The 23,724-nt window shown below is 63.8% G+C and carries 21 protein-coding genes, 1 pseudogene and 1 riboswitch; of the genes and pseudogenes, 13 read left to right on the top strand and 9 right to left on the bottom strand.

What is annotated here, in order from left to right; all coding sequences use genetic code 11:
* The first annotated feature begins 84 nt into the window (after positions 1–84).
* Both NKK50_RS30270 and NKK50_RS30265 read left to right on the top strand, forming a co-directional pair.
* Entirely contained in the window at positions 85–504 is a 420-nt protein-coding gene (locus NKK50_RS30270) for a rhodanese-like domain-containing protein (RefSeq protein WP_023702797.1), read from the top strand.
* Positions 505–554: 50 nt separating this feature from the next.
* The gene (locus NKK50_RS30265; RefSeq protein ID WP_031194243.1) at positions 555–1,010 is read left to right on the top strand and encodes a GNAT family N-acetyltransferase; all 456 of its coding nucleotides are present in this window, start codon (positions 555–557) and stop codon (positions 1,008–1,010) included.
* A gap of 45 nt (positions 1,011–1,055) precedes the next feature.
* On the opposite strand, the gene phaR is transcribed toward NKK50_RS30265, so the two are convergent.
* A complete protein-coding gene (gene phaR / locus NKK50_RS30260) occupies positions 1,056–1,670 on the bottom strand; it encodes a polyhydroxyalkanoate synthesis repressor PhaR (protein ID WP_023685813.1) in 615 nt (204 codons plus the stop codon).
* 302 nt (positions 1,671–1,972) lie between these two features.
* Here phaR and NKK50_RS30255 point away from each other — a divergent pair, with 302 nt between their 5' ends.
* From NKK50_RS30255 to NKK50_RS30230, 6 genes are all read left to right on the top strand, one after another.
* The gene (locus NKK50_RS30255) at positions 1,973–3,157 is read left to right on the top strand and encodes an acetyl-CoA C-acetyltransferase (RefSeq protein WP_023673832.1); all 1,185 of its coding nucleotides are present in this window, start codon (positions 1,973–1,975) and stop codon (positions 3,155–3,157) included.
* Between the two features lie 129 nt (positions 3,158–3,286).
* Complete coding sequence (phbB, locus tag NKK50_RS30250) at positions 3,287–4,012, top strand: acetoacetyl-CoA reductase (protein ID WP_023698448.1); 726 nt, start codon at positions 3,287–3,289, stop codon at positions 4,010–4,012.
* A 693-nt stretch (positions 4,013–4,705) separates the two neighbouring features.
* Positions 4,706–8,212 (top strand): helicase-related protein, encoded by a 3,507-nt coding sequence (locus NKK50_RS30245; RefSeq protein ID WP_352544309.1) that lies wholly within the window; start codon positions 4,706–4,708, stop codon positions 8,210–8,212.
* 75 nt (positions 8,213–8,287) lie between these two features.
* Positions 8,288–8,674, top strand: coding sequence for an RNA-binding S4 domain-containing protein (locus NKK50_RS30240; protein ID WP_352544306.1), 387 nt, complete (start codon positions 8,288–8,290; stop codon positions 8,672–8,674).
* 253 nt (positions 8,675–8,927) lie between these two features.
* Positions 8,928–9,266, top strand: coding sequence for a ferredoxin FdxA (gene fdxA / locus NKK50_RS30235; protein WP_013529180.1), 339 nt, complete (start codon positions 8,928–8,930; stop codon positions 9,264–9,266).
* Positions 9,267–9,692: 426 nt separating this feature from the next.
* Positions 9,693–10,274 (top strand): CarD family transcriptional regulator, encoded by a 582-nt coding sequence (locus NKK50_RS30230; protein ID WP_023673664.1) that lies wholly within the window; start codon positions 9,693–9,695, stop codon positions 10,272–10,274.
* Between the two features lie 196 nt (positions 10,275–10,470).
* On the opposite strand, the gene NKK50_RS30225 is transcribed toward NKK50_RS30230, so the two are convergent.
* The 3 genes from NKK50_RS30225 to NKK50_RS30215 form a co-directional block, all read right to left on the bottom strand.
* Complete coding sequence (locus NKK50_RS30225; protein WP_023820301.1) at positions 10,471–11,238, bottom strand: amino acid ABC transporter ATP-binding protein; 768 nt, start codon at positions 11,236–11,238, stop codon at positions 10,471–10,473.
* Positions 11,235–11,915, bottom strand: coding sequence for an amino acid ABC transporter permease (locus tag NKK50_RS30220; RefSeq protein WP_023693608.1), 681 nt, complete (start codon positions 11,913–11,915; stop codon positions 11,235–11,237). Before NKK50_RS30220 ends, NKK50_RS30225 begins: the two co-directional genes overlap by 4 nt.
* A 137-nt stretch (positions 11,916–12,052) precedes the next feature.
* Entirely contained in the window at positions 12,053–12,826 is a 774-nt protein-coding gene (locus NKK50_RS30215; RefSeq protein WP_023820302.1) for an amino acid ABC transporter substrate-binding protein, read from the bottom strand.
* A 397-nt stretch (positions 12,827–13,223) separates the two neighbouring features.
* Between NKK50_RS30215 and NKK50_RS30210 the strand changes: the two genes are divergently transcribed.
* A complete protein-coding gene (locus NKK50_RS30210; protein ID WP_023693606.1) occupies positions 13,224–14,081 on the top strand; it encodes an RNA polymerase factor sigma-32 in 858 nt (285 codons plus the stop codon).
* Positions 14,082–14,177: 96 nt separating this feature from the next.
* Here the strand turns inward: NKK50_RS30210 and NKK50_RS30205 are convergent, their stop codons facing one another.
* The 4 genes from NKK50_RS30205 to thiB all read right to left on the bottom strand — a co-directional run bounded on the left by NKK50_RS30205 (position 14,178) and on the right by thiB (position 19,503).
* Complete coding sequence (locus NKK50_RS30205) at positions 14,178–15,584, bottom strand: M48 family metalloprotease (RefSeq protein WP_245260366.1); 1,407 nt, start codon at positions 15,582–15,584, stop codon at positions 14,178–14,180.
* A gap of 331 nt (positions 15,585–15,915) precedes the next feature.
* A complete protein-coding gene (gene thiQ, locus NKK50_RS30200; protein ID WP_352544305.1) occupies positions 15,916–16,680 on the bottom strand; it encodes a thiamine ABC transporter ATP-binding protein in 765 nt (254 codons plus the stop codon).
* Positions 16,677–18,275 (bottom strand): thiamine/thiamine pyrophosphate ABC transporter permease, encoded by a 1,599-nt coding sequence (thiP, locus tag NKK50_RS30195; protein ID WP_023690496.1) that lies wholly within the window; start codon positions 18,273–18,275, stop codon positions 16,677–16,679. The genes thiQ and thiP overlap by 4 nt, the downstream gene beginning before the upstream one ends.
* 220 nt (positions 18,276–18,495) lie before the next feature.
* Positions 18,496–19,503, bottom strand: coding sequence for a thiamine ABC transporter substrate binding subunit (gene thiB, locus NKK50_RS30190; RefSeq protein WP_031203351.1), 1,008 nt, complete (start codon positions 19,501–19,503; stop codon positions 18,496–18,498).
* A gap of 43 nt (positions 19,504–19,546) precedes the next feature.
* Positions 19,547–19,661, bottom strand: a riboswitch (TPP riboswitch).
* Between the two features lie 162 nt (positions 19,662–19,823).
* Here thiB and NKK50_RS30185 point away from each other — a divergent pair.
* Genes NKK50_RS30185 through NKK50_RS30170 form a run of 4 tightly spaced genes read left to right on the top strand, consistent with a single transcriptional unit; the run spans position 19,824 to position 22,901 of the window.
* Complete coding sequence (locus NKK50_RS30185) at positions 19,824–20,483, top strand: thiamine diphosphokinase (protein ID WP_023690494.1); 660 nt, start codon at positions 19,824–19,826, stop codon at positions 20,481–20,483.
* Between the two features lies 1 nt (position 20,484).
* Positions 20,485–22,305, top strand: coding sequence for an ABC-F family ATP-binding cassette domain-containing protein (locus NKK50_RS30180; RefSeq protein ID WP_023737344.1), 1,821 nt, complete (start codon positions 20,485–20,487; stop codon positions 22,303–22,305).
* Between the two features lie 54 nt (positions 22,306–22,359).
* Positions 22,360–22,602 (top strand): type II toxin-antitoxin system CcdA family antitoxin, encoded by a 243-nt coding sequence (locus tag NKK50_RS30175; protein WP_023709715.1) that lies wholly within the window; start codon positions 22,360–22,362, stop codon positions 22,600–22,602.
* Positions 22,602–22,901, top strand: coding sequence for a CcdB family protein (locus NKK50_RS30170; RefSeq protein WP_023737342.1), 300 nt, complete (start codon positions 22,602–22,604; stop codon positions 22,899–22,901). The genes NKK50_RS30175 and NKK50_RS30170 overlap by 1 nt, the downstream gene beginning before the upstream one ends.
* A gap of 26 nt (positions 22,902–22,927) precedes the next feature.
* Here the strand turns inward: NKK50_RS30170 and NKK50_RS30165 are convergent.
* Positions 22,928–23,724, bottom strand: a pseudogene (locus NKK50_RS30165) (hypothetical protein); the annotation flags it as partial.

Here is a 23,724-nt window from a genome sequence, read left to right as displayed (position 1 = left end):
TAACGATATATGGCAAAGCTGCCAGCTGCAATCGCCCTGCTTCCTGTCTTATCTCTCCGTCGCATCAGCAATGGAGATACGAGGATGAGCCACGTGACAGACATTCCGGCGGCATCGCCGGATATCGCCCGCGACCATTTTCTGCGCCGGCTTTCCGTCGAGACCGACTGTTCCGACGTCGCCGCCGCACTGCGTGCCGGAGAGCCGGACTTTGTTCTCCTGCATGTGGTCGGTTCGCCGGAAGCCTATGGACGCCGCCATGTGCCGGGCGCGCTGCATCTGCCCCACCGCGAAATATCGGCCGGGCGGATGGTGCAATGGCCCGAAAGGACGCTGTTCGTCGTCTATTGCGCGGGACCGCATTGCAATGGCGCGGATCAGGCGGCCTTCAAGCTGGCCAGCCTCGGTCGTCCCGTGAAGATCATGATCGGCGGCATAACCGGTTGGCAGGACGAGGACCTTCCTTTCGCTTCAGGCAAGGAGCCCGGTGTCTTGCACGCGTGAGGCCACGCGATATGGTCGGCCTTGAAGACTGAGCAAGCATGCAGAAGGCGATGGTTAGAATTCGTCCATTCGAGCGCCAGGATGTCGGTGCGGTGCTCGCCCTCATGCGGGCGCTAGCTGTCTTCGAGGGTTATGACGACAAGCTTCGCGTCACCGAAGCGAACCTCATCGAGCACGGGCTGGGGCCATCGCCCCGGTTCGGCGTGTTGGTGGCGGAGCGAGAGGGCGTGATCGTCGGCATCGCCGTCCACTACCTCATCCCCTGGACCTACGACCTGAAGCCGGTTGTCTGGCTGAAGGAACTCTACGTCACTGAAGCGACGCGCGGCATGGGGGTCGGCCATGCGCTTGTTGAACAGCTTCGCCAACACGCTTTGAGCATTGGCGCCTCCGCCATCAAATGGACGGTGCTGAAATCCAACTCGCCGGCCAAAGCCTTCTACCGCTCGCTCGACGGCCAGCCCGACGATATCTGGGAACCGTGGCAGCTGAAAATCGACCCGTAACGGCCGCCTCGACCAACTGAGGGCGGTCGACCATGCGGCGGTCGCTTACGACATGGTGTCGAGCTTGCGCTGCATGGCGGCGATCTGTTGCTTCAGTTCCTGAAGGTCGTCGCCGCTCTTTTCCGGGACGTCCTTGCGGGCCGGCTCGGGTGCAGCCGCGGCCGCAGCATTTGTGGCGGCGGTCGGGAAGGGCGTGAACAGGCGCATCGCGTTCTGGAACATTTCCATGTTGCGGCGTGTCTGCTCTTCCAGCGCCTTGATCGGCGTGGCGATCTTCATCACATCCAGCGGCGACTTGCCGATCGCGCCCTTCATCTGCTCGCGGAACCGCTCCTGTTCCTTGGAGAAGGCCATCATCGACTGTTCGAGGAAGCTCGGCACGATCTGCTGCATCTGGTCGCCATAGAAAGCGATCAACTGGCGCAGGAACGGGATCGGCAGCATGTTCTGCCCATCCTTGTTCTCCAGTTCGAAGATGATCTGCGTCAGCACCGGATGGGTAATGTCGTCACCGGTCTTGGCGTCCTGGACGGTGAACTCCTCGCCCTTCTTGACCATCTCGGCCAGATCCTCGAGCGTGACATAGGTGCTGGTGCCGGTGTTGTAGAGCCGGCGATTGGCATATTTCTTGATAATGATAGGGTCGTCTTTCGCGGCCATCAGCATCCTCCCGGGACACCGGCGCGCCTGAGTAAGCCGCCGGTAACGATTGCGCCATTTTTAAGGATATGCGCAAAAGCTCTATAATTCCAAGCGCTTTGTGCAGTGCGGCATCATTTATTGCTGCATGGCCGGCCAATTATGCTGCGCAGCAAAGGTTGGGCGATCCCGCCGGCCGCTCACGCCCTGCTTGCGGCGCTTGGCCGGCATGCCCATTTCCGGTTTGACTTGGGGTGTGGAACGGGCAAGAAAAGTCCCAACAAGCCCCCAAGAACACGACACCTCGAAGTCTGGAGAGAAAAATGTCCGCTTCCAATTCAATCGTCGTTGCCAGCGCCGCACGCACGGCTGTCGGCTCTTTCAACGGCGCCTTCGCCGCCACCCCGGCGCATGAACTTGGCGCCGTCGTCATCAGGGAGCTTTTGGCGCGCGCCGGCGTCGAGCCGGGTGAAGTCGACGAGGTCATTCTCGGCCAGGTGCTGACGGCCGCGCAGGGCCAGAACCCCGCCCGCCAGGCGTCGATCAATGCCGGCCTGCCCAAGGAGACCACCGCCTGGGGGCTCAACCAGGTTTGCGGCTCTGGCCTGCGCGCCATCGCGCTCGGCATGCAGCAGATCGCCGCCGGCGACGCCACTGTGATCATCGCCGGCGGCCAGGAATCGATGTCGCTGTCGCCGCACGCCGAGCACCTGCGCGCCGGCGTCAAGATGGGCGACTACAAGATGATCGACACCATGATCAAGGACGGGTTGTGGGACGCCTTCAACGGCTACCACATGGGCAACACCGCCGAGAACGTCGCCCGCCAGTTCCAGATCACCCGCGACGACCAGGACCAGTTTGCGCTGGCCTCGCAAAACAAGGCCGAGGCCGCGCAGAAGGCCGGCAAGTTCAAGGACGAGATCGTCGCCTTCACGATCAAGGGCAGGAAAGGCGACACTGTCGTCGACCAGGACGAGTACATCCGCCACGGCGCCACCATCGACGCCATGTCCAAGCTGAAGCCGGCTTTCGACAAGGACGGCACCGTGACCGCCGCCAACGCGTCGGGCATCAATGACGGCGCCGCCGGCGCGCTGCTGATGAGCGAGGCTGAAGCCACAAGGCGCGGCATCACCCCGCTGGTGCGCATCGCATCCTGGGCGACGGCCGGCGTCGATCCGGCGATCATGGGCACCGGACCTATTCCCGCCTCGAAGCGGGCGCTCGAGAAGGCCGGCTGGTCGGTCAAGGACCTCGACCTTGTCGAGGCCAATGAAGCCTTCGCCGCGCAGGCCTGCGCCGTCAACAAGGGCATGGGCTGGGATACGTCGATCGTCAACGTCAATGGCGGCGCCATCGCCATCGGCCATCCGATCGGCGCGTCGGGCGCCCGCGTCTTCAACACGCTGGTTTTCGAGATGCGCCGCCGCGGCGCCAAGAAGGGCCTCGCCACGCTCTGCATCGGCGGCGGGATGGGCGTCGCTCTGTGCGTGGAAGCGCTGTGAAAGAGAAGTGAGTAGTGAATAGGGAGTAGTGAATGGGGAAGAAGGAGCAGCGCGGCGGGATATCGATCCCTACTCGCTATTCCCTACTCCCTATTCCCTTCTTCCGACCAAAGGGAGGAAGAACTTTCAATGACCAAAGTAGCGCTCGTCACCGGTGGATCGCGCGGCATCGGCGCCGCCATATCGATCGGCCTGAAGAATGCCGGTTACACCGTTGCAGCCAACTATGCCGGCAATGACGAGGCAGCGGGGAAGTTCAGCGCACAAACCGGCATCAAGGCCTACAAATGGTCGGTCGCCGACTACGACGCCTGTGCCGCCGGAATCAAACAGGTGGAGGCCGATCTCGGCCCGGTCTCGGTGCTGGTCAACAATGCCGGCATTACCCGCGACGCCATGTTCCACAAGCTGACGCGCGAGCAGTGGAAGGAAGTCATCGACACCAATCTGTCTGGGGTCTTCAACATGACGCATCCGCTGTGGGGCGGCATGCGCGACCGCAAATTCGGCCGCGTCATCACCATTTCCTCCATCAACGGCCAGAAAGGCCAGGCCGGCCAGGTCAACTATTCCGCCGCAAAGGCCGGCGACATCGGCTTCTCGAAGGCGCTGGCGCAGGAGGGCGCGCGCGCGGGCATCACAGTCAATGTCATCTGCCCCGGCTACATCGCCACCGAGATGGTCAAGGCGATCGACGAGAAGGTGCTGAATGAACGCATCATTCCGCAGATCCCGGTCGGCCGCCTCGGCGAACCGGAAGAGATCGCGCGTTGCGTCGTCTTCCTCGCCTCTGAGGACGCCGGTTTCATCACCGGCTCGACCATCACAGCCAATGGCGGCCAGTATTTCGCCTGAACGACAGCATTTCGCCCGGTAGGACGGGCCGGCTTATGGCCCGTTTTTTCATCGCCGGCCGGCGATGTTCCGGGCTGCGCGCTAGACATTGACCCGTTCCGGCACGCAAAGATTAACGATTTCCAGGCGCCCTGTGCAAAACCCGGTTCGCAAGCTGTGAATTCTCGGTGGACAAGCTGTGGATAACACAACATGTTGGGGTGAACAAACCAGGAAAATCCCGCCATCGCTGATTGATCGCCGATTCGTTCCGGCTTTGAGCGCAACGTTAACGACCAACGCCGAAAATCACCGGCAAATGGTTAAGGCCGATTAAGAAAATTCAACAATTTCATAATGTTGGCCGAGGCGTATCGGATCACGACGATGCCCCGCCGGCAAAGGTTAACGCCAATGGTCGCCTTGCAGGAATCGGGCCAGTTTCCGCGATTCAGCATATGGTGAGACTCAGCCTCGCAAAATCCACATGTAGCCGTGAACAAAAGCTGAATCTGCCGGAGTCACTGATTCGTCGCCGATTCGTTCCAGACTCGTTCCAACTGTTAATTGAGACCTCAAAGACGAACCGTGGGATTGCCGGCCGGAACATTCCGCTTTCGCTTCGCGCCTGAAATCCCTATGTGTCGCCTGTCATACGCGCCACGCGAGGCGCGCTCCCGACAACACGATGCAGAAAGCCTCATCTCCAGGCCGATGAACATCCAGCCGAAACACACCGAGCCGCTGATCCTGTCGGGCCGCGACGTGACTGCCGTGCTGGGTCCGACCAACACCGGCAAGACCCATCTCGCCATCGAGCGCATGGTGGCGCATGAGAGCGGCATTATCGGCCTGCCGCTCCGCCTTCTGGCGCGCGAGGTCTATGCCCGCGTCTGCGAAAAGGTCGGCGCCCACAAGGTGGCGCTCATCACCGGCGAGGAAAAAATCCAGCCGCCCGGCGCGAAATATTCGGTCTGCACCGTCGAAGCCATGCCGCGCGAGACCGACGTTGCCTTCGTCGCCATCGACGAGGTGCAGCTCGCCGGCGACCTCGAGCGCGGCCATATCTTCACCGACCGAATCCTGCACCTGCGCGGGCGCCAGGAAACGCTGCTGCTCGGCGCGGCCACCATGCATGGCATCCTGCAAAAGCTGCTGAGAGGCGTCTCGGTGGTGACGCGCCCTCGCCTGTCGCACCTGGCCTATGCCGGTTCGAAGAAATTGACCCGCCTGCCGCGGCGTACGGCGATCGTCGCTTTCTCCGCCGACGAGGTCTATGCCATCGCTGAGCTGATCCGCCGCCAGCAAGGAGGAGCGGCGGTCGTGCTAGGCGCGCTGTCGCCCCGCACCCGCAATGCCCAGGTGGCAATGTTCCAGGCAGGGGACGTCGACTATCTCGTCGCCACCGACGCCATCGGCATGGGGCTCAACCTTGATCTCGATCATGTCGCCTTCGCCCAGAACCGCAAATTCGACGGCTACCAGTACCGCAACCTGACGGCGGCCGAGCTCGGCCAGATCGCCGGCCGCGCCGGCCGGCATCTGCGCGACGGCACCTTCGGCGTCACCGGCCAGGTCGATCCGCTGGACGAGGAACTGGTCAAGCGCATCGAGGGGCACGAGTTCGATCCGGTGAAGGTGCTGCAATGGCGCACCGCGCATTTCGACTTCGCCAGCCTCGACGCGCTGAAGCGCTCGATCGAGGCCAACGCGCCGGTCGAAGGCCTGACGCGCGCGCTGCCGGCGGTCGATGCGCAGGCGCTCGAACATCTCTCCCGCGACGAGGACATCCGCGCGCTGGCTACCAATGCCAAGCGCGTCGCGCTGCTGTGGGAAGCCTGCGCGTTGCCGGACTACCGCAAGATCGCGCCGGCCCAGCACTCCGACCTGATCGCTTCTATCTACACCGACCTCGCCAAACACGGCCATGTCGACGAGAACTACATGGCCGAGCAGGTGCGCCGCGCCGATACGACCGAGGGGGACATCGACACGCTGTCGCACCGCATTGCGCAGATCCGCACCTGGACATTCGTGTCCAACCGGCCGGGCTGGCTGGCCGATCAGGCACACTGGCGGGAAAAGACGCGCGAAATCGAAGACAGATTGTCGGATGCGCTGCATGAGCGGTTGACGAAACGGTTTGTAGACCGCAGGACTTCCGTCCTCATGCGGCGCCTTAGAGAAAATACAATGCCTGAAGCCGAAATCAGTCCTACCGGAACCGTCCTTGTCGAAGGCCATCATGTCGGCGAGTTGCAAGGGTTCCGCTTCACCGCCGATCAGAGCGCCGGCGGCGAAGACGCCAAGGCCGTGCGTACGGCAGCGCAAAAAGCGCTGGCCGCCGAGTTCGAGGCACGTGCCGAACGCTTCGGCGCCTGCGCCAATGGCGACCTTGCGCTCGGCTCCGACGGCACGCTGCGCTGGATCGGCGCGCCGATCGGCACGCTGGTTGCCGGCGAGGACGCGCTGAAGCCGCGCCTGGTGCTTTTGGCCGACGAGCAGTTGACCGGTCCCGCCCGCGACAAGGTCGCCGCGCGCGCCGAGCGCTTCGTCAATTTCCAGATCGAATCCTTGCTGAAGCCGCTGGTCGACTTGAAGAATGCCGAGCAGATCGCCGGCATCGGCCGTGGCATCGCCTTCCAGCTCGTCGAGCATTTCGGCCTCATCAACCGCCGCGACATCGCCGAGGAAATGAAGTCGCTCGACCAGGAGGGTCGCGCCGCCTTGCGCCGGCTCGGTGTGCGCTTCGGCGCCTACCACGTCTTCGTGCCGGCGCTGATCAAGCCGGCGCCCGCCGGACTGATCACGCTTTTGTGGGCGCTGAAGAACGACGGCAAGGACAAGCCCGGCTTTGGCGACGTCGTGCACGCGCTGGCCTCCGGCCGCACCTCGGTGGTCATCGATCCGGCTTTCGACAAGAGCTTCTACAAGCTCGCCGGCTACCGTAATCTCGGCCGCCGCGCCGTGCGCATCGACATTCTGGAACGGCTGGCCGACCTGATCCGGCCTGCGACCAACTGGAAGCCCGGTCTGGGACAGCGCCCGGACGGCGCCTATGACGGCCAGTCCTTCATGGTGACGCCGCCGATGATGTCCATCCTCGGCGCCACCGCCGACGACATGGAAGAGATCCTGAAAGGTCTCGGCTATCGCGCCGAGCCGAAGCCGCCCGCAGAGGTGAAGGCGCGGCTGGAAGCGCAGGACAATGCCGCGCGCGAAGCCGCGGCGGCAAAGCTGGCGGAAGCGGCAGCGAAGGCCGAGCAGGCCCAGACGGCGGAAGCCGCTGCAGGCGAAGCTGTCGCTGAAGCGCCGACCGACAGTTCGGAGCCGGATGCGGCTTCCGCCACTGAGGTTGCGGCTGAGGAGCCCGTTGCCGAAGTCGCATCGGAGGCTGTTGCAGACGCTCAGCCGGAAGCGCCTGCCGAGGGTTCGGAGCCAGCTGCGGCCGTTGAAGCTACCGCCGAGGTCCCAGCCATCGACGAAACAACTGCAGAGCCTGCAGCGCAAGAACACGCTCCGGCCGTTGCAGAGGCTGACGACACTGTCACCGAAAGCGCCGACGCTTTTACCTCCCCCTCGATGGGGGAGGTCGCGGCGCGAAGCGACGCGGGTGGGGGTGACAGCGCTGACGAAACCGATAGTGCAGACCGCGTAGCCGATGCAGGCGCAACCGCCGACGCCGGCGCTGCCCCCACCCCGGCGCTGCGCGCCGACCCTCCCCACGAGGGGGAGGGTGGAAGCGCTGAGCCTGTCCCCGAGGCCGAAGCGCCAAAGCCCATCTTGCTGTGGCGGCAGGGTCGTTTCGAGCAGCGCCCGCGCCATCGTCAAGGCCGGGACAATCGCCCGCGTAACGGCCAGGCTGCCCGCGCCGATGCGCCGGCCGACGCTGCCGGCGGACAGCCGGCAACGGGCGAGCGGCCGGCCTATCAGGGCCGGCGCGACCAGCGCGACGGTGCCGCCAAGCCACGTTTCGACCGTTCGAAGTTCAAGCCCAAGCCGCAGGCCGAGGGCGAACAGCGCCGCGACGGCAAGCCGCAAGGCGAGCGTCCGCGCGAGGGCCGGCCTGACTGGAAAGGCGGCAGGCCGGAAGGCAAAGGCGGACCGCAAGGCGCGAAGCCGGCTTTCCAGGCCAAGCCACGCGAGGAACGCCCGGCGCGCTTCGATCCGGACTCGCCCTTCGCCAAGCTCGCCGCCTTGCGCGACCAGCTGAAGAAGTAAGCTCTGAGCATGATTCCGAAAAGTGGAACCGGTTTTCGGACAAGATCATGCTCCAACAAGAAATAACTCGCTGCGATGGTTGCTGAAGGTCGTCAGCGCATCGACAAGTGGCTGTTCTTTTCGCGCGCGATAAAATCGCGCTCGCTGGCGGCCAAGCTGGTTGTCGCCGGACGCGTCCGCATCAACAGCGACAAAGCAGCGCAGGCCTCCGATCTGGTCAAGCCTGGCGACGTTTTGACCATTACGCACGAGCGCCGCATCTTCGTTTGGAAGGTGCTTGGCACCGGCGTGCGGCGCGGTCCGGCCGATGAAGCACGCACGCTCTACGAGGACATGTCCCCGCCGCCGGCCCCCAAAGGCGAGGCTGTTGCCGATGCCATTCCGGCGCTGCGCGACGCCGGCAGCGGCCGGCCGACCAAGAAGGAGCGCAGGCAAACCGACCGGCTGTTCGGCGAAGACTGAAGCCTTGGCCGTCTGCGCCATGCCGGCGGTCTGGAATTTCATTCCGGACACGCGGGCCCCGCCTGCAATGGCTGCCCTTGCAAGCGGCAGGCAAAGGCGTTACCTCACCAAAAAAGCCGCCGCATCGGCCCGAAAATCGGAAATCGATTTTTCGGAAGGCACGATGCGCAGATTCAAAGTGTTAGAGCGTACTTTGTGCGTCCAAGTGGACGCACGTCGCTCTAGCAAAAACGGGACGTCCCGGAGCCGACCAATGACCTATGTCGTGACCGACAACTGCATCAAATGCAAGTACATGGACTGCATCGAGGTCTGTCCGGTCGACTGCTTTTACGAGGGCGAGAACATGCTTGTCATACATCCCGACGAGTGCATCGACTGCGGCGTCTGCGAACCGGAATGCCCGGCCGATGCAATCAAGCCCGACACCGAGCCGGGCCTCGACAAATGGCTGCAGGTCAACACCGAATACGCCGAGAAATGGCCCAACATCACCGCCAAGAAGGAGCCTCCGGCAGATGCCAAGAGCTTCGACGGCGAGGCCGGCAAGTTCGAGAAATATTTCTCCGCCGAGCCCGGCGAAGGCGACTGAGCACATGACGCTGGAATCGGAATCGATTTCGGAAAGGGTGATGCGCAAAGCAAAAAAGTGCGGCCTATTGGATCGTCATAACGCTGCGTAACGCGCATCATACATTAACTGCCTTGACAGGCGGCGATGGCGCTCGACCTTCGCGTTTGCAGCAAAACCTTGATTCTTCCGACTTTTTGTGCTACACCAGTTGAAACATGCCGGTGACACAACGTCGATTTATGGCGCAAGCGCCCCAAATCACTGAAAGGTGAAATCCCCAATCGGACCAGAGCGATCTGGGCCAGGCAGTCGCTATGTATGCGGTTTGCCGGTCTCGGCTTTTTCCGATGGGTTCATCTGTTGTGCGGCTAACGATCGGTGTCCCCGGTCGCATGCGTTCGGACCGGCAGGCCGCCGGTGCCACAACAAGGAGTTCAGGGCGTAATGGCAACGATCACCCCGCAGAAGAAGTCCACCTCGGCACGCCACGGTTTCAAGACCGGCGAGTACATCGTCTATCCGGCACACGGCGTCGGCCAGATCGTCTCGATCGACGAGCAGGAAGTTGCGGGCCACAAGCTGGAACTGTTCGTCATCGACTTCCAGAAGGACAAGATGCGCCTGAAGGTTCCGGTCGCCAAGGCGACCTCCATCGGCATGCGCAAGCTGTCGGAAGAGGATTATGTCGAGCGCGCGCTGAAGGTCGTGCAGGGCCGCGCCCGCGTCAAGCGCACCATGTGGTCGCGCCGTGCGCAGGAATATGATGCCAAGATCAATTCGGGCGACCTGATCTCGATCTCGGAAGTCGTGCGCGACCTCTACCGTGCCGACAACCAGCCGGAACAGTCCTATTCCGAGCGTCAGCTCTATGAGGCGGCACTCGACCGCATGGCGCGCGAGATCGCGGCAGTCAACCGCATGTCGGAAACCGAAGCCGTGCGCCTGATCGAGGTCAACCTCAACAAGGGCCCGAAGCGCGGCGCCAAGGCCGACAATGAGGAAGCCGAGCAGGAAGAAGCTGCCTGATCGCTTTCACCGTCGAAATCATGAAAAACCCGGCCTTGTGCCGGGTTTTTGTTTTTACCCCCTTGTGGGGTTCCAAGGACGGGCGGGACCCGTGGCTCGCCCAGGCAGGGTCGCTGCGAAGCAGCGAGGATGGGGACGACCCCAGACCGCACCCGGACCTTCCGTCCGACCTCCCCACAAGGGGGAGGTAGAAGGCTCAGCCGCCGGCTTCCTTCTCCGCCTCCTGCTTCAGCGTCGCAATAAAACGCTTCGTCCGTTCACGCTCCGGATTGCTGAACACCACGGTGGACGGCCCCTTCTCGACGACGACGCCAGCATCGAGGAACACCACCTCCTGCGCGATCTTGGAGGCAAGGCGAAGGTCGTGCGTGGCCATCACCATGGTGGTGCCTTCGCTGGCGAGTTTTCCGAGCACGTCGACCACTTCCTGCGCCAGTTCCGGATCGAGCGCCGAGGTCGGCTCGTCGCAAAGCAGCACTTTCGGCGACGGCGCCAGGGCGCGGGCGATCGCCACACGCTGCTGCTGGCCGCCCGACAGCGTTGCCGGCCAATCGTCCGCCTTGTGCGCCATGCCGACCTTCTCGAGCAGCGCCAGTGCCCGCTCGCGCGCCTTTGCCGTCGGCCATTTCAGCACCGTCACCAGGCCTTCCATGACGTTCTCGATCGCGGTGCGATGCGGGAACAGCTGGAAATTCTGGAACACCATGCCGGTCTGCAGCCGCAGGCGCTGGATGTCGCGGCTGGGGATCTTGACGCCGGGACGGAATTCCAGCGTCTCGTCGCCGATGCGCACCATGCCCGAGGTCGGGATCTCCAACAGGTTGATGCAGCGCAGCAGTGTGCTCTTGCCGCCGCCGGAGGGGCCGACGAGCGCGGTGACGTTGCCTTCGGCAATGGTGACCGTCACGCCCTTCAGCACCAGATTGTCGCCGAAGCGCTTTTCGATGTCGGTGAGGCCGATCATGAGCGCGCCTCCAGGAAGCCGCCATAACGGTTGAGCCGCTCCTCCAGCCGCGTCTGCAAGGCCGAAAGCACCGAGCTCATCGCCAGATAAAGGATCGCCGCCTCGACATAGAGGATCAGCGGCTCATAGGTGGTGGCGACGATGCGCTGCGCCGCCTGGAACATCTCCGGCACAGTGATGGCGGCGGCGAGCGACGTATCCTTGACCAGCGAGATGAAGGTGTTTGACAGCGGCGGCACGGCGACGCGGCCGGCTTGCGGCAGGATGGTGCGCCGCATCGCCTGGCTCCAGGTCATGCCGATCGAATAGGCCGCCTCCCACTGGCCCTTCGGCACCGAGCCGATCACGGCGCGGATAATTTCCGAACTGTAGGCGCCTATGTTGAGGGTGAATCCAATCAGCGCCGCCGGAAAAGCATCCAGCAATATGCCGACCGAAGGCAGGCCGTAAAAGATCAGGAACAGCTGCACCAGAAGCGGCGTGCCGCGAAAGATCCAGACATAGAAGCGGACCACGGCAACCAGAGGCTTGGGACCGAACAGCCGCACCAGGGCGACAACCAGGCCGACGAACAGGCCGAGTGCGAACGACAGCAATGTCAGCGGTACGGTGAAGATCAACGCCGCCCACAGCAGTGTCGGCAACGAGTCCAGCATCAGGTGTAGCCAGTGCGGCACGAACGGCTCCTCCTTCACAGACCGCCGCGGTGACGGCAGTGCGATTGTGTGCTTCTCATATCATGCGAAAAACGGCGAGCCGTCAAAGACGGCCCGCCGCTATTTGTCATTGCCGGCAAACCGCCGGGAGATGGTCTTTACTGCGAGACATCCTGGCCGAAATAAGTGTCGGCGATCTTCTTGTAGGTGCCGTCGGCCTTGATGTCGGCCAGCGCCTTGTTGATCGCCGCGACCAGCTCCGGATCACCCTTGCGCACGATGACGCCGGAATAGTCGGCGTTCTCTTCCTGCGCGGCGATCTTCACATTGGCGTCCGGCTTGTGCTTCTTGAAGTCGAGGAAAGACAGGCTGTCATTGATGGTGGCGTCGGCGCGGCCGGTGAGCAGCAGTTGGATCGACTGGTCGAAGCCGTCGGTGCCGACGAGTTCGGCGCCGTTGGTCTCGGCGAGCTTGCCGAAATTCGATGTCAACGACTGTGCCGACTTCTTGCCCTTGAGGTCGGCGAAGGTCTTGATGTCGGTGTTGTCGCCGCGCACGATCAGCACGGCCTTGGAGGCGATGTAAGGATCGGAGAAATCGTACTTGGCCTTGCGCGCGTCGGTGATGCCGACCTCGTTGATCACGGCGTCGTAGCGGTTGGCGTCGAGGCCGGCGATCAGCCCGTCCCATTTGCCTTCGAGGAACTCGACCTTGACGCCGAGCTTGTCGCCGATCGCCTTGGCGATCTCGACGTCGAAGCCGACCAGCGCGCCGGAAGCATCATGATAGGTGAAGGGCGCATAGGTGCCTTCGGTGCCGACTTTGAGGGTGCCGGCCTGCTTGATCTGGTCAAGATTGGCGCCGGCATGGCCTGATGTAACAGCCAGAACCTGAAGCGTTCCGGCGACGATGAGCGACTTGAGCCATTTCATTTCTGTGTGATCCCGTCCTTGGCCGGTGTCCGGCGCTTGTGAGAGCCGGAAACTGACAGATACAGCGCAGCAAAATAAGGAACCAGATTTCAAAAAAACGACGATCCAGAAATCAGATTCTCAAAGCAGCTCGGATCGGTGCCAATAGTCCCGATCTGCGGTGTCGATGCGCCCTGTCGGACCGCACAAAACAACCGCCATCGGCGGCGGAACCAATCCCCGGTGTGGCACGTTCATGGCTTGTTGTAGGGCGCCGCGTTTCCATTTCAAGAACCCTTGGCTGCGCTAGGCCCGAAGCAATTCCAGGAAAGTGGGAAAGCGGTTTCCCTCGGAATTGCGTCAAACAGAGATAACGGCCGCCAGGCCGTCCGAAAATGTCCGGGAGCAGGAGCGCGGCATGATCGAAGACACGGCAGGACGGACCATGGTCCGCACGGCAATGAAAGCCCCTTACCTCGAGCGCGATGAGGAACATGTTCTCGCCTTGCGCTGGAAGGAAGACCAGGATCAGCAGGCGCTGCATCAGATTACCGTCGCCCATATGCGGCTGGTCATCTCCATGGCTTCGAAATTCCGACATTACGGCCTGCCGCTCGGCGATCTGGTCCAGGAGGGCCATGTCGGGCTGCTGGAAGCAGCCGCGCGTTTCGAGCCGGAGCGCGAGGTGCGCTTCTCGACCTATGCGACATGGTGGATCCGCGCTTCGATGCAGGACTACATCCTGCGCAACTGGTCGATCGTTCGCGGCGGCACCTCTTCGGCGCAAAAGGCGCTGTTCTTCAACCTGCGGCGCCTGCGCGCCCGTCTTGCCAACGGCGCCGAGCCGATCTCTAACGCCACGCTCTACCGCGAAGTCTCGGTAGCCCTCGGCGTCTCCGAGGCCGATGTCGAGAAGATGGATTCCAGGCTTTCAGCACCTGACTCTTCGCTCAACGCACCCCTCGCCGATGAGGCCGGTACCACCGAGCGGATGGACTTCCTGATTTCGGACGATCCATTGCCTGACGAGGTCGCCGGCGACACCATCGACGTCGAACGGCGCCTGATGTGGCTGAAGACGGCGCTCCGCGCGCTCAATGCCCGCGAACTCAGGATCATCGAGGAGCGTCGGCTGACCGACGAAGGTGCGACGCTTGAGGCGCTCGGCGAGACGCTCGGCATTTCCAAGGAGCGTGTCCGCCAGATCGAGGCCCGCGCCATGGAAAAGCTCAAGCTCGCGCTGGTCAAGCAGAACCCCGAATTCATGGCAGCGTGAGATTGCCAGGAACAGGGGTACCGCCCCGAGTTATCTCAGAAAAGTTATCTCAGAAAAAAGCACTACGAAGGCTGGGGTTTCTGACGAAGACCGGCGCTATCTGTCCGTGACGATCTTGACCTTGTCGCCGGCCGAAACCGAGGCGCCCGGCGACATCGCGTTGAGCACGCGGAACAGATCGAGCTTGCGGTCGACGCCGACCATCTGCGCCGAAAGTGTGCCCATCGTCTGCCCGGCCTGTACCGTGACGACGCGGATATGCAGCGGCTTCAGTGCCGCTTTCTCGGCGGGGCTGAGCACGCGGAACGAACCGCTGACCGAGCGTGCCACCGGATCGAGTGTCGTGCTGGCCGAGGGGGCCGCTGTCAAAAGCCGGTAGACTTGGCCGCCGGCGCGGATCACCGCAATGTCGAACTGCCAGCCATCGGCGCCGGCGTGCGCTGTCGCCGCCTCGTTGCCGTCGATCGTCTCCTGGCGCACACTGGTCTCGTCGAGACCAGCCACCCAGCCGCTTCTGATGTAGTCGGTCAGCGCACGATCCTTGTCGATCGACACACCGTCGAAGCGGATCGCCATGTCGCCGGGACCGGTCGCCGTCACCGCCGCCGCCGAATTGTCGATGATGAAGCCGTCGGGCACCGTGAACGAAACGCCGAGGCCCGGATGCAGGAAGGTCTGGCCGCGCACATAGCCCTCTTCCGGCGTGTCGCCATAGAGCAGGCCGTCTATCCCGGCCAGGAAGGAATCGCGGTCGCGGGTGCCGATGCCCGGCGCGCCGAACTGGCGGGCGTGGCGCTGCGCCAGATCAATTCGCTGCGGCGTGTTGGGGTGCGTAGCCAGGAAGTCGAGGCTGGCGTCGGTGGCGCCGCTGATCGAGCGGAAATCGGTATAGGCCGACATCGACTGCAGGAAACGCCCGGCGGCATAGGGATCGTAACCCGCCTCGCCGATCGATTTGATGCCGATCGCGTCTGCCTCCAGCTCCTGGTTGCGCGAGAACTGCGCCAGCCTCAGCTTGCCGCGGATCAATGCCTGCTTGGCGGTCGGACTGTCGCCCAGCACATCGGAGACCACCTTGGTCGCCAGGCCTTCCTCGGCCTCGAGCTGCTGTCGCTGCAGACCGTGATTGGCGGTGACGTGGCCCATCTCATGCGCGATGACGGCGGCGAGTTCGGCCGAATCATTGGCCAGCGCCAGCAGGCCGCGGGTGACGTAGAGATAGCCGCCCGGCAGCGCGAAAGCGTTGACGTTTGGCGAATTGAGGATGGTGATGCGATAGGTCTGGGTCGGATTGGCCGACACCACGGTCAGGCTGCCGACAACCTTGGCCACCATGCGCTCGAGCTTGGGATCGGAATATTCGCCGCCATAGGTGGCAAGGATGCGCGGATGCTGTGCCTTCGCCAGTTCGGCAAGCTTGCTGTTGGCGGCGACATTGTCGACCGTGATCGGCTTGTCGGAAGGCTGGAAGCCAGATTCCTGCACTTCGGGAGGCGTGAACATCTGGCAGCTGGCCAGCGCCACGGCAAGGCCGGCCAGCGCGAGGAAGCGCACCAGCGGTCTGCGTTTCAAAGTGTCAGTGCCGGTCGGCAGCACGGCGTTCCTTCAGCTCTCGGCGCATGATTTGGACCGGGGTCCGTGCCAGCGAAAAATCGGTTTTCGTTGGCAATCCTGCACACATCAAAAAACCTACAGCGTTTACGCATCCGGCCGGATGCGGCGCTGTAGGGGGCAAATCACGGCTCGTGCCGGACCAGTACTAAGCGGACCTAGCCACATCAGCTGGACCATGGCAAGCAAGCGCCACATCACCTGTAGCCGGTTTGGTCGTAAATTATGTCCGCTTCCGGGCAATATCGCGTGATCCGCCCGAACTTGCGCCGATATAGCGCCGAAACGCTTCAGGGCCAGTGCCGTCGAAAAAATCGGCGGCAGGTCCCGTCGCGACAACCCTGCCATTGTCCAGAAAAACCATCTGCTCGCCGATACGGCGAGCGTCTTCCGGCTGATGCGTGACGAACAGCACCGTCATCGCCCGCTCGGCATGAACGCCGGCCACCAGGTCGAGCATGTCGTCGCGCAGTGCTGGCCCGAGCGAAGCGAACGGCTCGTCGAGCAGCAGCACTGGCCGGTCGCGCACCAGAACGCGGGCGAGCGCTACGCGCTGCCTTTCGCCGCCGGAGAGTTCGCGCGGCAGGCGCATCTCCTTGCCGGCCAGGCCGACGCGGTCAAGCGCCTCGGCGATTGCGGCGCGATCGGCGTCGGTCAGGTTGAGCGATGGCGAGCGGCCGAGCCCGACATTCTTCTCCACCGAGAGATGAGCAAACAGATTGTTTTCCTGGAATACCATCGACACCGGCCGCGCCGAAGGCGGCTCGGCGCCGACATCGGCGCCGCCGATCAGCACACGACCGGACTCCGGCGTCTCGAAACCAGCCACCAGATTGAGCAAGGTCGATTTGCCCGAACCACTTGCCCCCATGATGGCGGTGATCTTAGATGTATGGAATTCGACATCGAACAGGAATGACGTTTCGCCATAGCTGAACGAGACCGTGTCCAGCCGGACAGTCGTGCCTTTCTCCACAGCGGACGTCACGATCTCTCTCCCCGTCCCAGCCAGTCTGCCGCGACCACCAATGCAAGGCAGACCGCCCCGAGCAGCAAAGCCAGCCCGGCAGCATCGGCCGTGCGATAGCTGCCCATGCGCGCCAGCAGGAGATAGGGCAAGGTCTGCACCGAATCGCTGCCGAACAGCGCGATGACGCCGAGATCGCCGAGCGACAGTGCCATGGCGAAGGCAAAGCCGGTGGCCAGCGGCCGCCGGAGCGATGGCCAGTCGACCAGAAGCAGCCGGTTCCAGCCCGCAATGCCGAGCTGCGCGCACAGCTTTTCATGGCGCTCGCTCGCCGCATCATAGGCCGGGCGCATCGCGCGGATGGCAAAGGGCATCGCCATCACCGCATTGACGGTGACGACCATGACCGGCGCGATGGCAAAGACATCGCTGACCGTGCGCAGCAGGAGAAACCAGCCGGCGCCGATGACGATGGGCGGCACGACGAGGACGAAGCCGGCGCCGGTGTCGGTGGCATGTTCGAGCAATGAACGGGCACTGGACCGGCGGCGCAGCGACAGTGCCCGCCGCGCCATGATCAGCGACAGTGCCAGCGCCACCGAAAGTAGCGCCGCCGAGAAGGCGAGACCGGCGCTGGTCAGCGTCGCCTGACGCACGGCACTCTCGCCCGCCAGCCGGCCGAGATCGGCGCCGAGGCCGGAGGCAACGGTGGCCGCCATCGGTCCGGCGACGAACAGCAAGGCGAGCACGATCAGGACGGCGTTGAACGCTGTTTCTGCTTTGCCGGCCAAGTGATAGCGGCGCGGCGCGACAGGCAAATTGGCGTCGCCGGTCACATTGGCGCCGAGCCGCGTCAGCGCCAGCATGACGGCGAAAGTCAGCGCGATCTGTAGCACCGTCAGCGTCACCGCTCGCGCCGGATCGAAGTCGAAACGCAGCGCCTGATAGATGGCGACTTCCAGCGTCGTCGCCGCCGGCCCGCCGCCGAGGATCAGGACGATGGTGAAGGAGGTGATGCAAAGCATGAAGACAAGCCCGGCGACGCCCGGCAGCGCGGCGCGCAGCACCGGCCACTCGATCAGCCGGAAGGCTGGCCTCGCCCCCATGCCGAGCTGGCTCGCCAGCCGCCATTGATCGGCCGGCACCGTTCCCAGCGCTTCGAGGAACAGCCGGGTGGCCAGCGGCAGGTTGAAGAAGACGTGGGCGACGAGGATGCCCGACAGCCCATAGATGTCGGGCCAGCTCTGGCCACCGATCGCGGCGAAATAACCGGCGCGGCCATAGAGCGCCAGTATTCCCAGCGCTCCGACAATTGCCGGCAAGGCAAGGGGCACAGTGAATAGCTGCAGGATGAAGCCGCGTCCGAAGAAGCGCGGATGCCGCGACAGCGCCCGGGCGACGAACAGCGCCGGTACGACGGAAAGCAGCATCGAGAGCGCAGCCTGCCAGAGCGTGAAGCGGACAACGCGCAGGAGATAGAGGTCAAAGGCGGACGCGGCGCCGGAAAGGTCGTGCGCGCCTTCGCGGATAAGGCCGGCGAAGGCGCCACCGATCAGCAGCGCGATTGCCGCAAGCGCGACAATGCCGGCCGTGATGCGGGGGTCAGAGCGTTGCACTCTTTACCGGGCGTCGCGTTCCTTCGCGCCCCCCTCTGTCCTGCCGGACATCTCCCCCACGAGGGGGGAGATTGGCGGTTTTAGCGCTCCGCTCATTCCTGCAGCTTCGGAGATTGGCGAAAGTCAACGTAAAGGCCAATCTCCCCCCTCGTGGGGGAGATGTCCGGCAGGACAGAGGGGGGCGCCGTAGGGCACTCATCTTTCGATCATACAGCCAAAGCTACTTGCTCATCACCGCCAGCCATTCATCCACCCAGGCCTTGCGATTTGCCGCGACCTCTTCCGGGCTGAACAGCAAGGTCTTCGCCGGCTTGACCAGCCTATCAAAAGCCGGATTGAGCGGCTTGTCGGTTTTCCCGGCCGGGAACATCCAGTTGGTCTCCGGAATGACATCCTGGAATTTCGGCCCGGTCATGAAGGCCAGGAACTTCGCCGCCAGCGGGCTCTTCGCGCCCGTGGTGGTGATGCCGGCGACCTCGACCTGCAGATACTCGCCCTCCTCGAACGACGCCGCCTGGAAGCGCCCGGTGTTCTCGGCCACCATGTGGTAGGCCGGCGACGTCGTATAGGAAAGCACCATCGGCGCCTCGCCCTTGGTGAACAGGCCGTAGGCCTCGCTCCAGCCCGGCGTCACCGTCAGCACTTTGCCCTTGAGTTTCGCCCAGGCTTCCGGCGCCTTGTCGCCATAGACCGACTTAACCCACAGCAGCAGGCCAAGGCCCGGCGTCGACGTCCTCGGATCCTGGATGACGATCTTGTCGGCGGCATCGCCCTCGACCAATTCCTTCAGGCTCTTCGGTGGGTTCTTCAGCTTCTCGGTGTCGTAGACGACGGCGAAATAGCCATAATCGTAGGGCACGAAAGTGTCGTCGCTCCAGCCGCCCGGCACGTTGTTTTCAGCCACCGCGCCATGTGGGACAAACAGGCCGGAAGCCTTGGCTTCCGCGGTGAGGTTGGTGTCGAGGCCAAGCACGATATCGGCTTTGGTCGACGCACCTTCGAGCTTGACGCGATTGAGCAGCGCGACGCCGTCGGCCACCGAGACGAAGTCGACGCTGCAGCCGCACTCGGCCTCGAATTCCTTCTTCACCTGGGGGCCTGGACCCCAGTCGGCAGTGAAACTCTCATAGGTATAGATCGTGAGTTTTTCCTGCGCGCACGCAGGGCTTGCCAGTAGCGAAACAGCAAGCCCAAGCGCTGGGACAAGACGGGACAAAAAAATGCGCATCGGCGCCTCCTTCATTCGTGTTGAAAGGAATTGAGGCGTCGGGCTGTCCGAAGCGTCTAATCCCTCCGCCGGTACAAACCGGATCAGGTTCAGCGGGTTGGCGAGACTGCCTCTCAGCCGGTCCGCGAAGATCGCGTCCGGCACCCCGTTAGAGCGTTTCGACACATAGGCCCGGCCAAGGTGCCACGCAAGTGGAAGTTTGCCCGAGCGTGATCCCGGAAAGTGGAATCCGTTTCCGGAAAAAGATCATGCTCCAACAAAGAGTGACGGTGCCGCTCGGCCTTCCGTTTCGTCGGCGGGGCTGGTAAGGGCCAGCGGATATGAGCACATTCACCATCCTGCTTGGCGGCGATCTCGTCCGCACGCCGCGGCTCGACCGCCAGGTCGCGGGCACGCGCGTCATCGCCGCCGACGCCGGCATCGATCATGCCCGCCTGCTCGGCGTGATGCCGGAGCTGTGGGTCGGCGATTTCGATTCCGTGCCGGCGGACCTGCCTGCCGATCTCGCCGCCGTGCCGCGGGAGGTGTTTCCTCCCGAAAAGGACAAGACCGATGGCGAACTGGCGATCGCGGCGGCATTGGAACGCGGCGCCACCAGCCTGGTGCTGGCCGGCGCTTTCGGCGGCAAGCGCGCCGACCACGCCTTCCTCCATCTGGCGCTCAGCCTGCGGCTGGCCGAGGCCGGCACAAAATTGCTGTTGACCAGCGGAGCGCAGGAAGGCGCCCCTCTGCTGCCTGGCAAGGCCGGCTTCGACTATGCCGACGGAACGCTGTTTTCGGTGCTCGGCTTTTCCGATCTTTCGGGCCTCACCGTGTCCGGCGCGAAGTGGCCGCTCGACCATGTCGAGGTCGTGTTCGGCTCGTCGCTGACCATCTCGAACGAGGTCAAGTCCAACACGACCGGGGGCGGCCTCGAAATCGCGCTCGGCCATGGCCGCGCGCTGCTGCTCGCCCACCCCTACCCCTTGCCTGAAAGCTGACATGGCCCCGCCCCTTCTCAACCTCGACGGCATAAGACTGACCTTTGGCGGCACGCCGCTGCTCGATGGCGCCGAACTGACGGCGTCCGCCGGTGACAAGATCGCGCTCGTCGGCCGCAACGGCTCCGGCAAGTCGACGCTCCTGAAGATTGCTGCTGGTCTGATCGAGCCGCAAGACGGCGAGGTCTTCCGCCAGCCTTCGGCAACGGTGCGCTATCTCCCGCAAATGCCCGACATGGACGGCTTTGCCAATGTGCGCGCCTATGTCGAGGCCGGGCTTGGGCCTGCCGACGATCCCTACCGCGCCACATATCTGATGGAGCATCTCGGCCTCGCCGGCACGGAGAACCCCAACGATCTCTCCGGCGGCGAGGCGCGCCGCGCAGCACTTGCCCGCGTCATGGCGCCCGAACCCGATATTCTGCTGCTTGATGAGCCGACGAACCATCTCGATTTGTCGGTCATCGAATGGCTGGAAGAAGAGCTTGTCCGGACGTCTTCGGCGCTGATCGTCATCTCGCACGACCGTCGCTTCCTCGAACGCGTCTCGCGCGCCACTGTCTGGCTCGACCGTGGCCAGACCCGCCGCCTCGACAAGGGCTTTGGCCATTTCGAGGAATGGCGCGACCTTGTGCTGGAAGAGGAAGAGCGCGAACAGCACAAGCTCGGCCGCCAGATCGTGCGCGAGGAGCATTGGCTGCGCTATGGCGTGACGGCTCGCCGCAAACGCAACATGCGCCGCCTGGGCGAACTGCAGACCATGCGCCAGCGTTTTCGCGGCCATCGCGGCGCCGAGGGCTCGGCGACCATGGTGGCCAGCGACGCCGCCGAATCCGGCAAGCTGGTGATCGAGGCCAAGAACATCGAGAAGAGTTTTGGCGACCTGACCGTGGTCAAGGGCTTCTCGACCCGCATCCAGCGCGGCGATCGCGTCGGCCTTGTCGGGCCGAACGGCGCCGGCAAGACGACGCTGTTGAAGATGCTCACCGGCGAGATGAAGCCCGATGCCGGCTCGGTGCGGCTCGGCACCAATCTGGAAATCGCCACGCTCGACCAGAAGCGCGAGGCGGTCGATCCGGCCGAGACCCTGGCGCAGTATCTCACGGACGGGCGCGGCGAAAACCTCGTCGTCAATGGCGAGCAGCGCCATGTCGTGTCCTACATGAAGGATTTCCTGTTCAAGCCGGAACAGGCGCGCACCCCGGTGCGCGAGCTGTCCGGCGGCGAACGGGCGCGGCTGCTCCTGGCGCGTGTTCTGGCGCGGCCGGCCAACCTTCTGGTGCTCGACGAGCCGACCAACGATCTCGACATGGAGACGCTGGAACTGTTGCAGGAACTTGTCGCCGGCTTTGCCGGCACGGTCATCCTGGTCAGCCACGACCGCGACTTCCTCGACCGCACCGTCACCAGCATCATCGCCCCGGACGGAGGCGGCCGCTGGATCGAATATGCCGGTGGCTATTCCGACATGCTGGCGCAGCGCGGCGGCACCCGGCTCGACGACCGCAAGGCGCGCGCCAAGGCCGAAGCCAGCGATGCGCCGGCGCCGGGCAAGAGCGAGCCGGCAGCGCCAAAAGGGCCGTCTAAGAAACTGTCGTTCAAGCAGAAATTCGCTCTGGAATCCTTGCCCAAGAAGATCGAGGCGATAATGGCCTCGATCTCGCGGTTGGAAAACAACATTGCCGATCCCGCCTATTACGAGCGCGACCCGGCCTCGTTCCAAAAGACCATCGCCGCCCTCGACAAGGAACGCGCCACGCTGGCCGCACTCGAGGAAGAGTGGCTGGAGCTGGAAATGCTGCGTGAGGAGATGGAGGGGTAGCATTGCCTGCGGTTTTTATGCGCGTATATTGTGCGCATGAAAGGAGGCATCTCCGTGCTTCAATCGACGCCAAAAACTCAGCGGGCCTCTGTCAACACGTCCATTGACTCTCAGTTGATCAAGGACGCCAAAGCGTTGGGCATCAACATCTCCCGCGCTGCCGAAGCAGGGATCGCGAAAGCGATTGCGGCGGAGAAAACGCGTCGATGGCAAGAAGAAAACAGGGAAGCCATCGAAAGCTCCAACGAATATGTCCGAAAGAACGGACTGCCATTGGCTAAACACCGGCCGTTCTGATGGCGCGTTACGATTTCTATCGGAGTACCGAGAGCGACGGTTATCTTCTCGACGTGCAGTCAGATATGCTTGAAGGGCTGAGCACGACGGTGGTCGTTCCTTTGATGCCGCCCGAGATTGCCCCGCTTCCTGGCCGCCGCCTGAACCCGACCTTCGCTATAAACGGCAAAGATCTTGTGATGGTCACACAGTTTGTGTCGGCCTTCAGCGCGTCCGAATTGCGGATGCCAGAGGGAAACCTTTCTAGACAACACGACGACATCGTCGCCGCCCTCGACATGCTGTTCCAGGGCTTCTGAGCGAAGGCAGCCGCTACTGCCGCCCGTCAACCTGCCGTCTTGGCCTGCCAGGCCTTCAGCGCCTCGTCGAACACCTTCTCGCCCGGAATGCCCTTTTCCATGGTCAGCAGCGCCCGGCGTCCGGTCTTGTAGACCACCGGCACGTCGATCCAGTCCTGGCCTCGAAGCAAGGTCATATTGGCGTCCTCGTCGGCCTTGGTGTCGTTGAGCGCCACCAGGAAGAAGCCGTCGGCGATCTTGGCCGGAATGCCGATCAGCGGGCTGCCGGCATCCTGTTCCGAACTCTTCATGGCGACGCGCAGGATGTTGTCGACGCCACCGCCGTCAAAGCCCTCGGGCGTCAGGAAGATCATCTCGATGATGTGGCTGGCCGGCAGCGTCTGGTCGGTATTGCGGCGGATGGTCATGCGCAGTTGGATGTCCTTGCCGGGAATGGTCGCCTCGGCGCGGATCGCCGGCTCGGGCGGCAGGTCGCCGCCGGGCGATTCCTGCACCAGCGACCAGACGATGCTGCCGGGTTCGGCCGAACCTTGCGCGGTCGAGGTGCGTTCCTCGTAGAAGATCGCCTTCTGGCCGACCGCAACGGTCGGCGCGGGAGCGGCGGCCGCCGGCGCAGCGGGCGGCGTGCCGGCCGCGGGCGGCGTGGCGGCGGCCGGTGCTGCCCCGTTGGCCGGCGGAGCGACGCCATCGGCGGGCGGCGTTGCCGGTGGCGTGGCGGAAGCGTCGGGCGCCGGCGTGGCGGGCGCGCCCGGGGCTGCGGCGTCGCCCGCCGGCGGGGTGGCCGGCGCGGGGGCCGCCGGTGGGGCGGGGGCCGGGGGTGGGG

Origin of the sequence: Mesorhizobium sp. M0001 (assembly GCF_040324255.1) — a bacterium.
Lineage (GTDB): Bacteria > Pseudomonadota > Alphaproteobacteria > Rhizobiales > Rhizobiaceae > Mesorhizobium.
The sequence above is the reverse complement of the archived record's forward strand: the minus strand, read 5'-3'. Positions and strand labels throughout refer to the sequence as shown.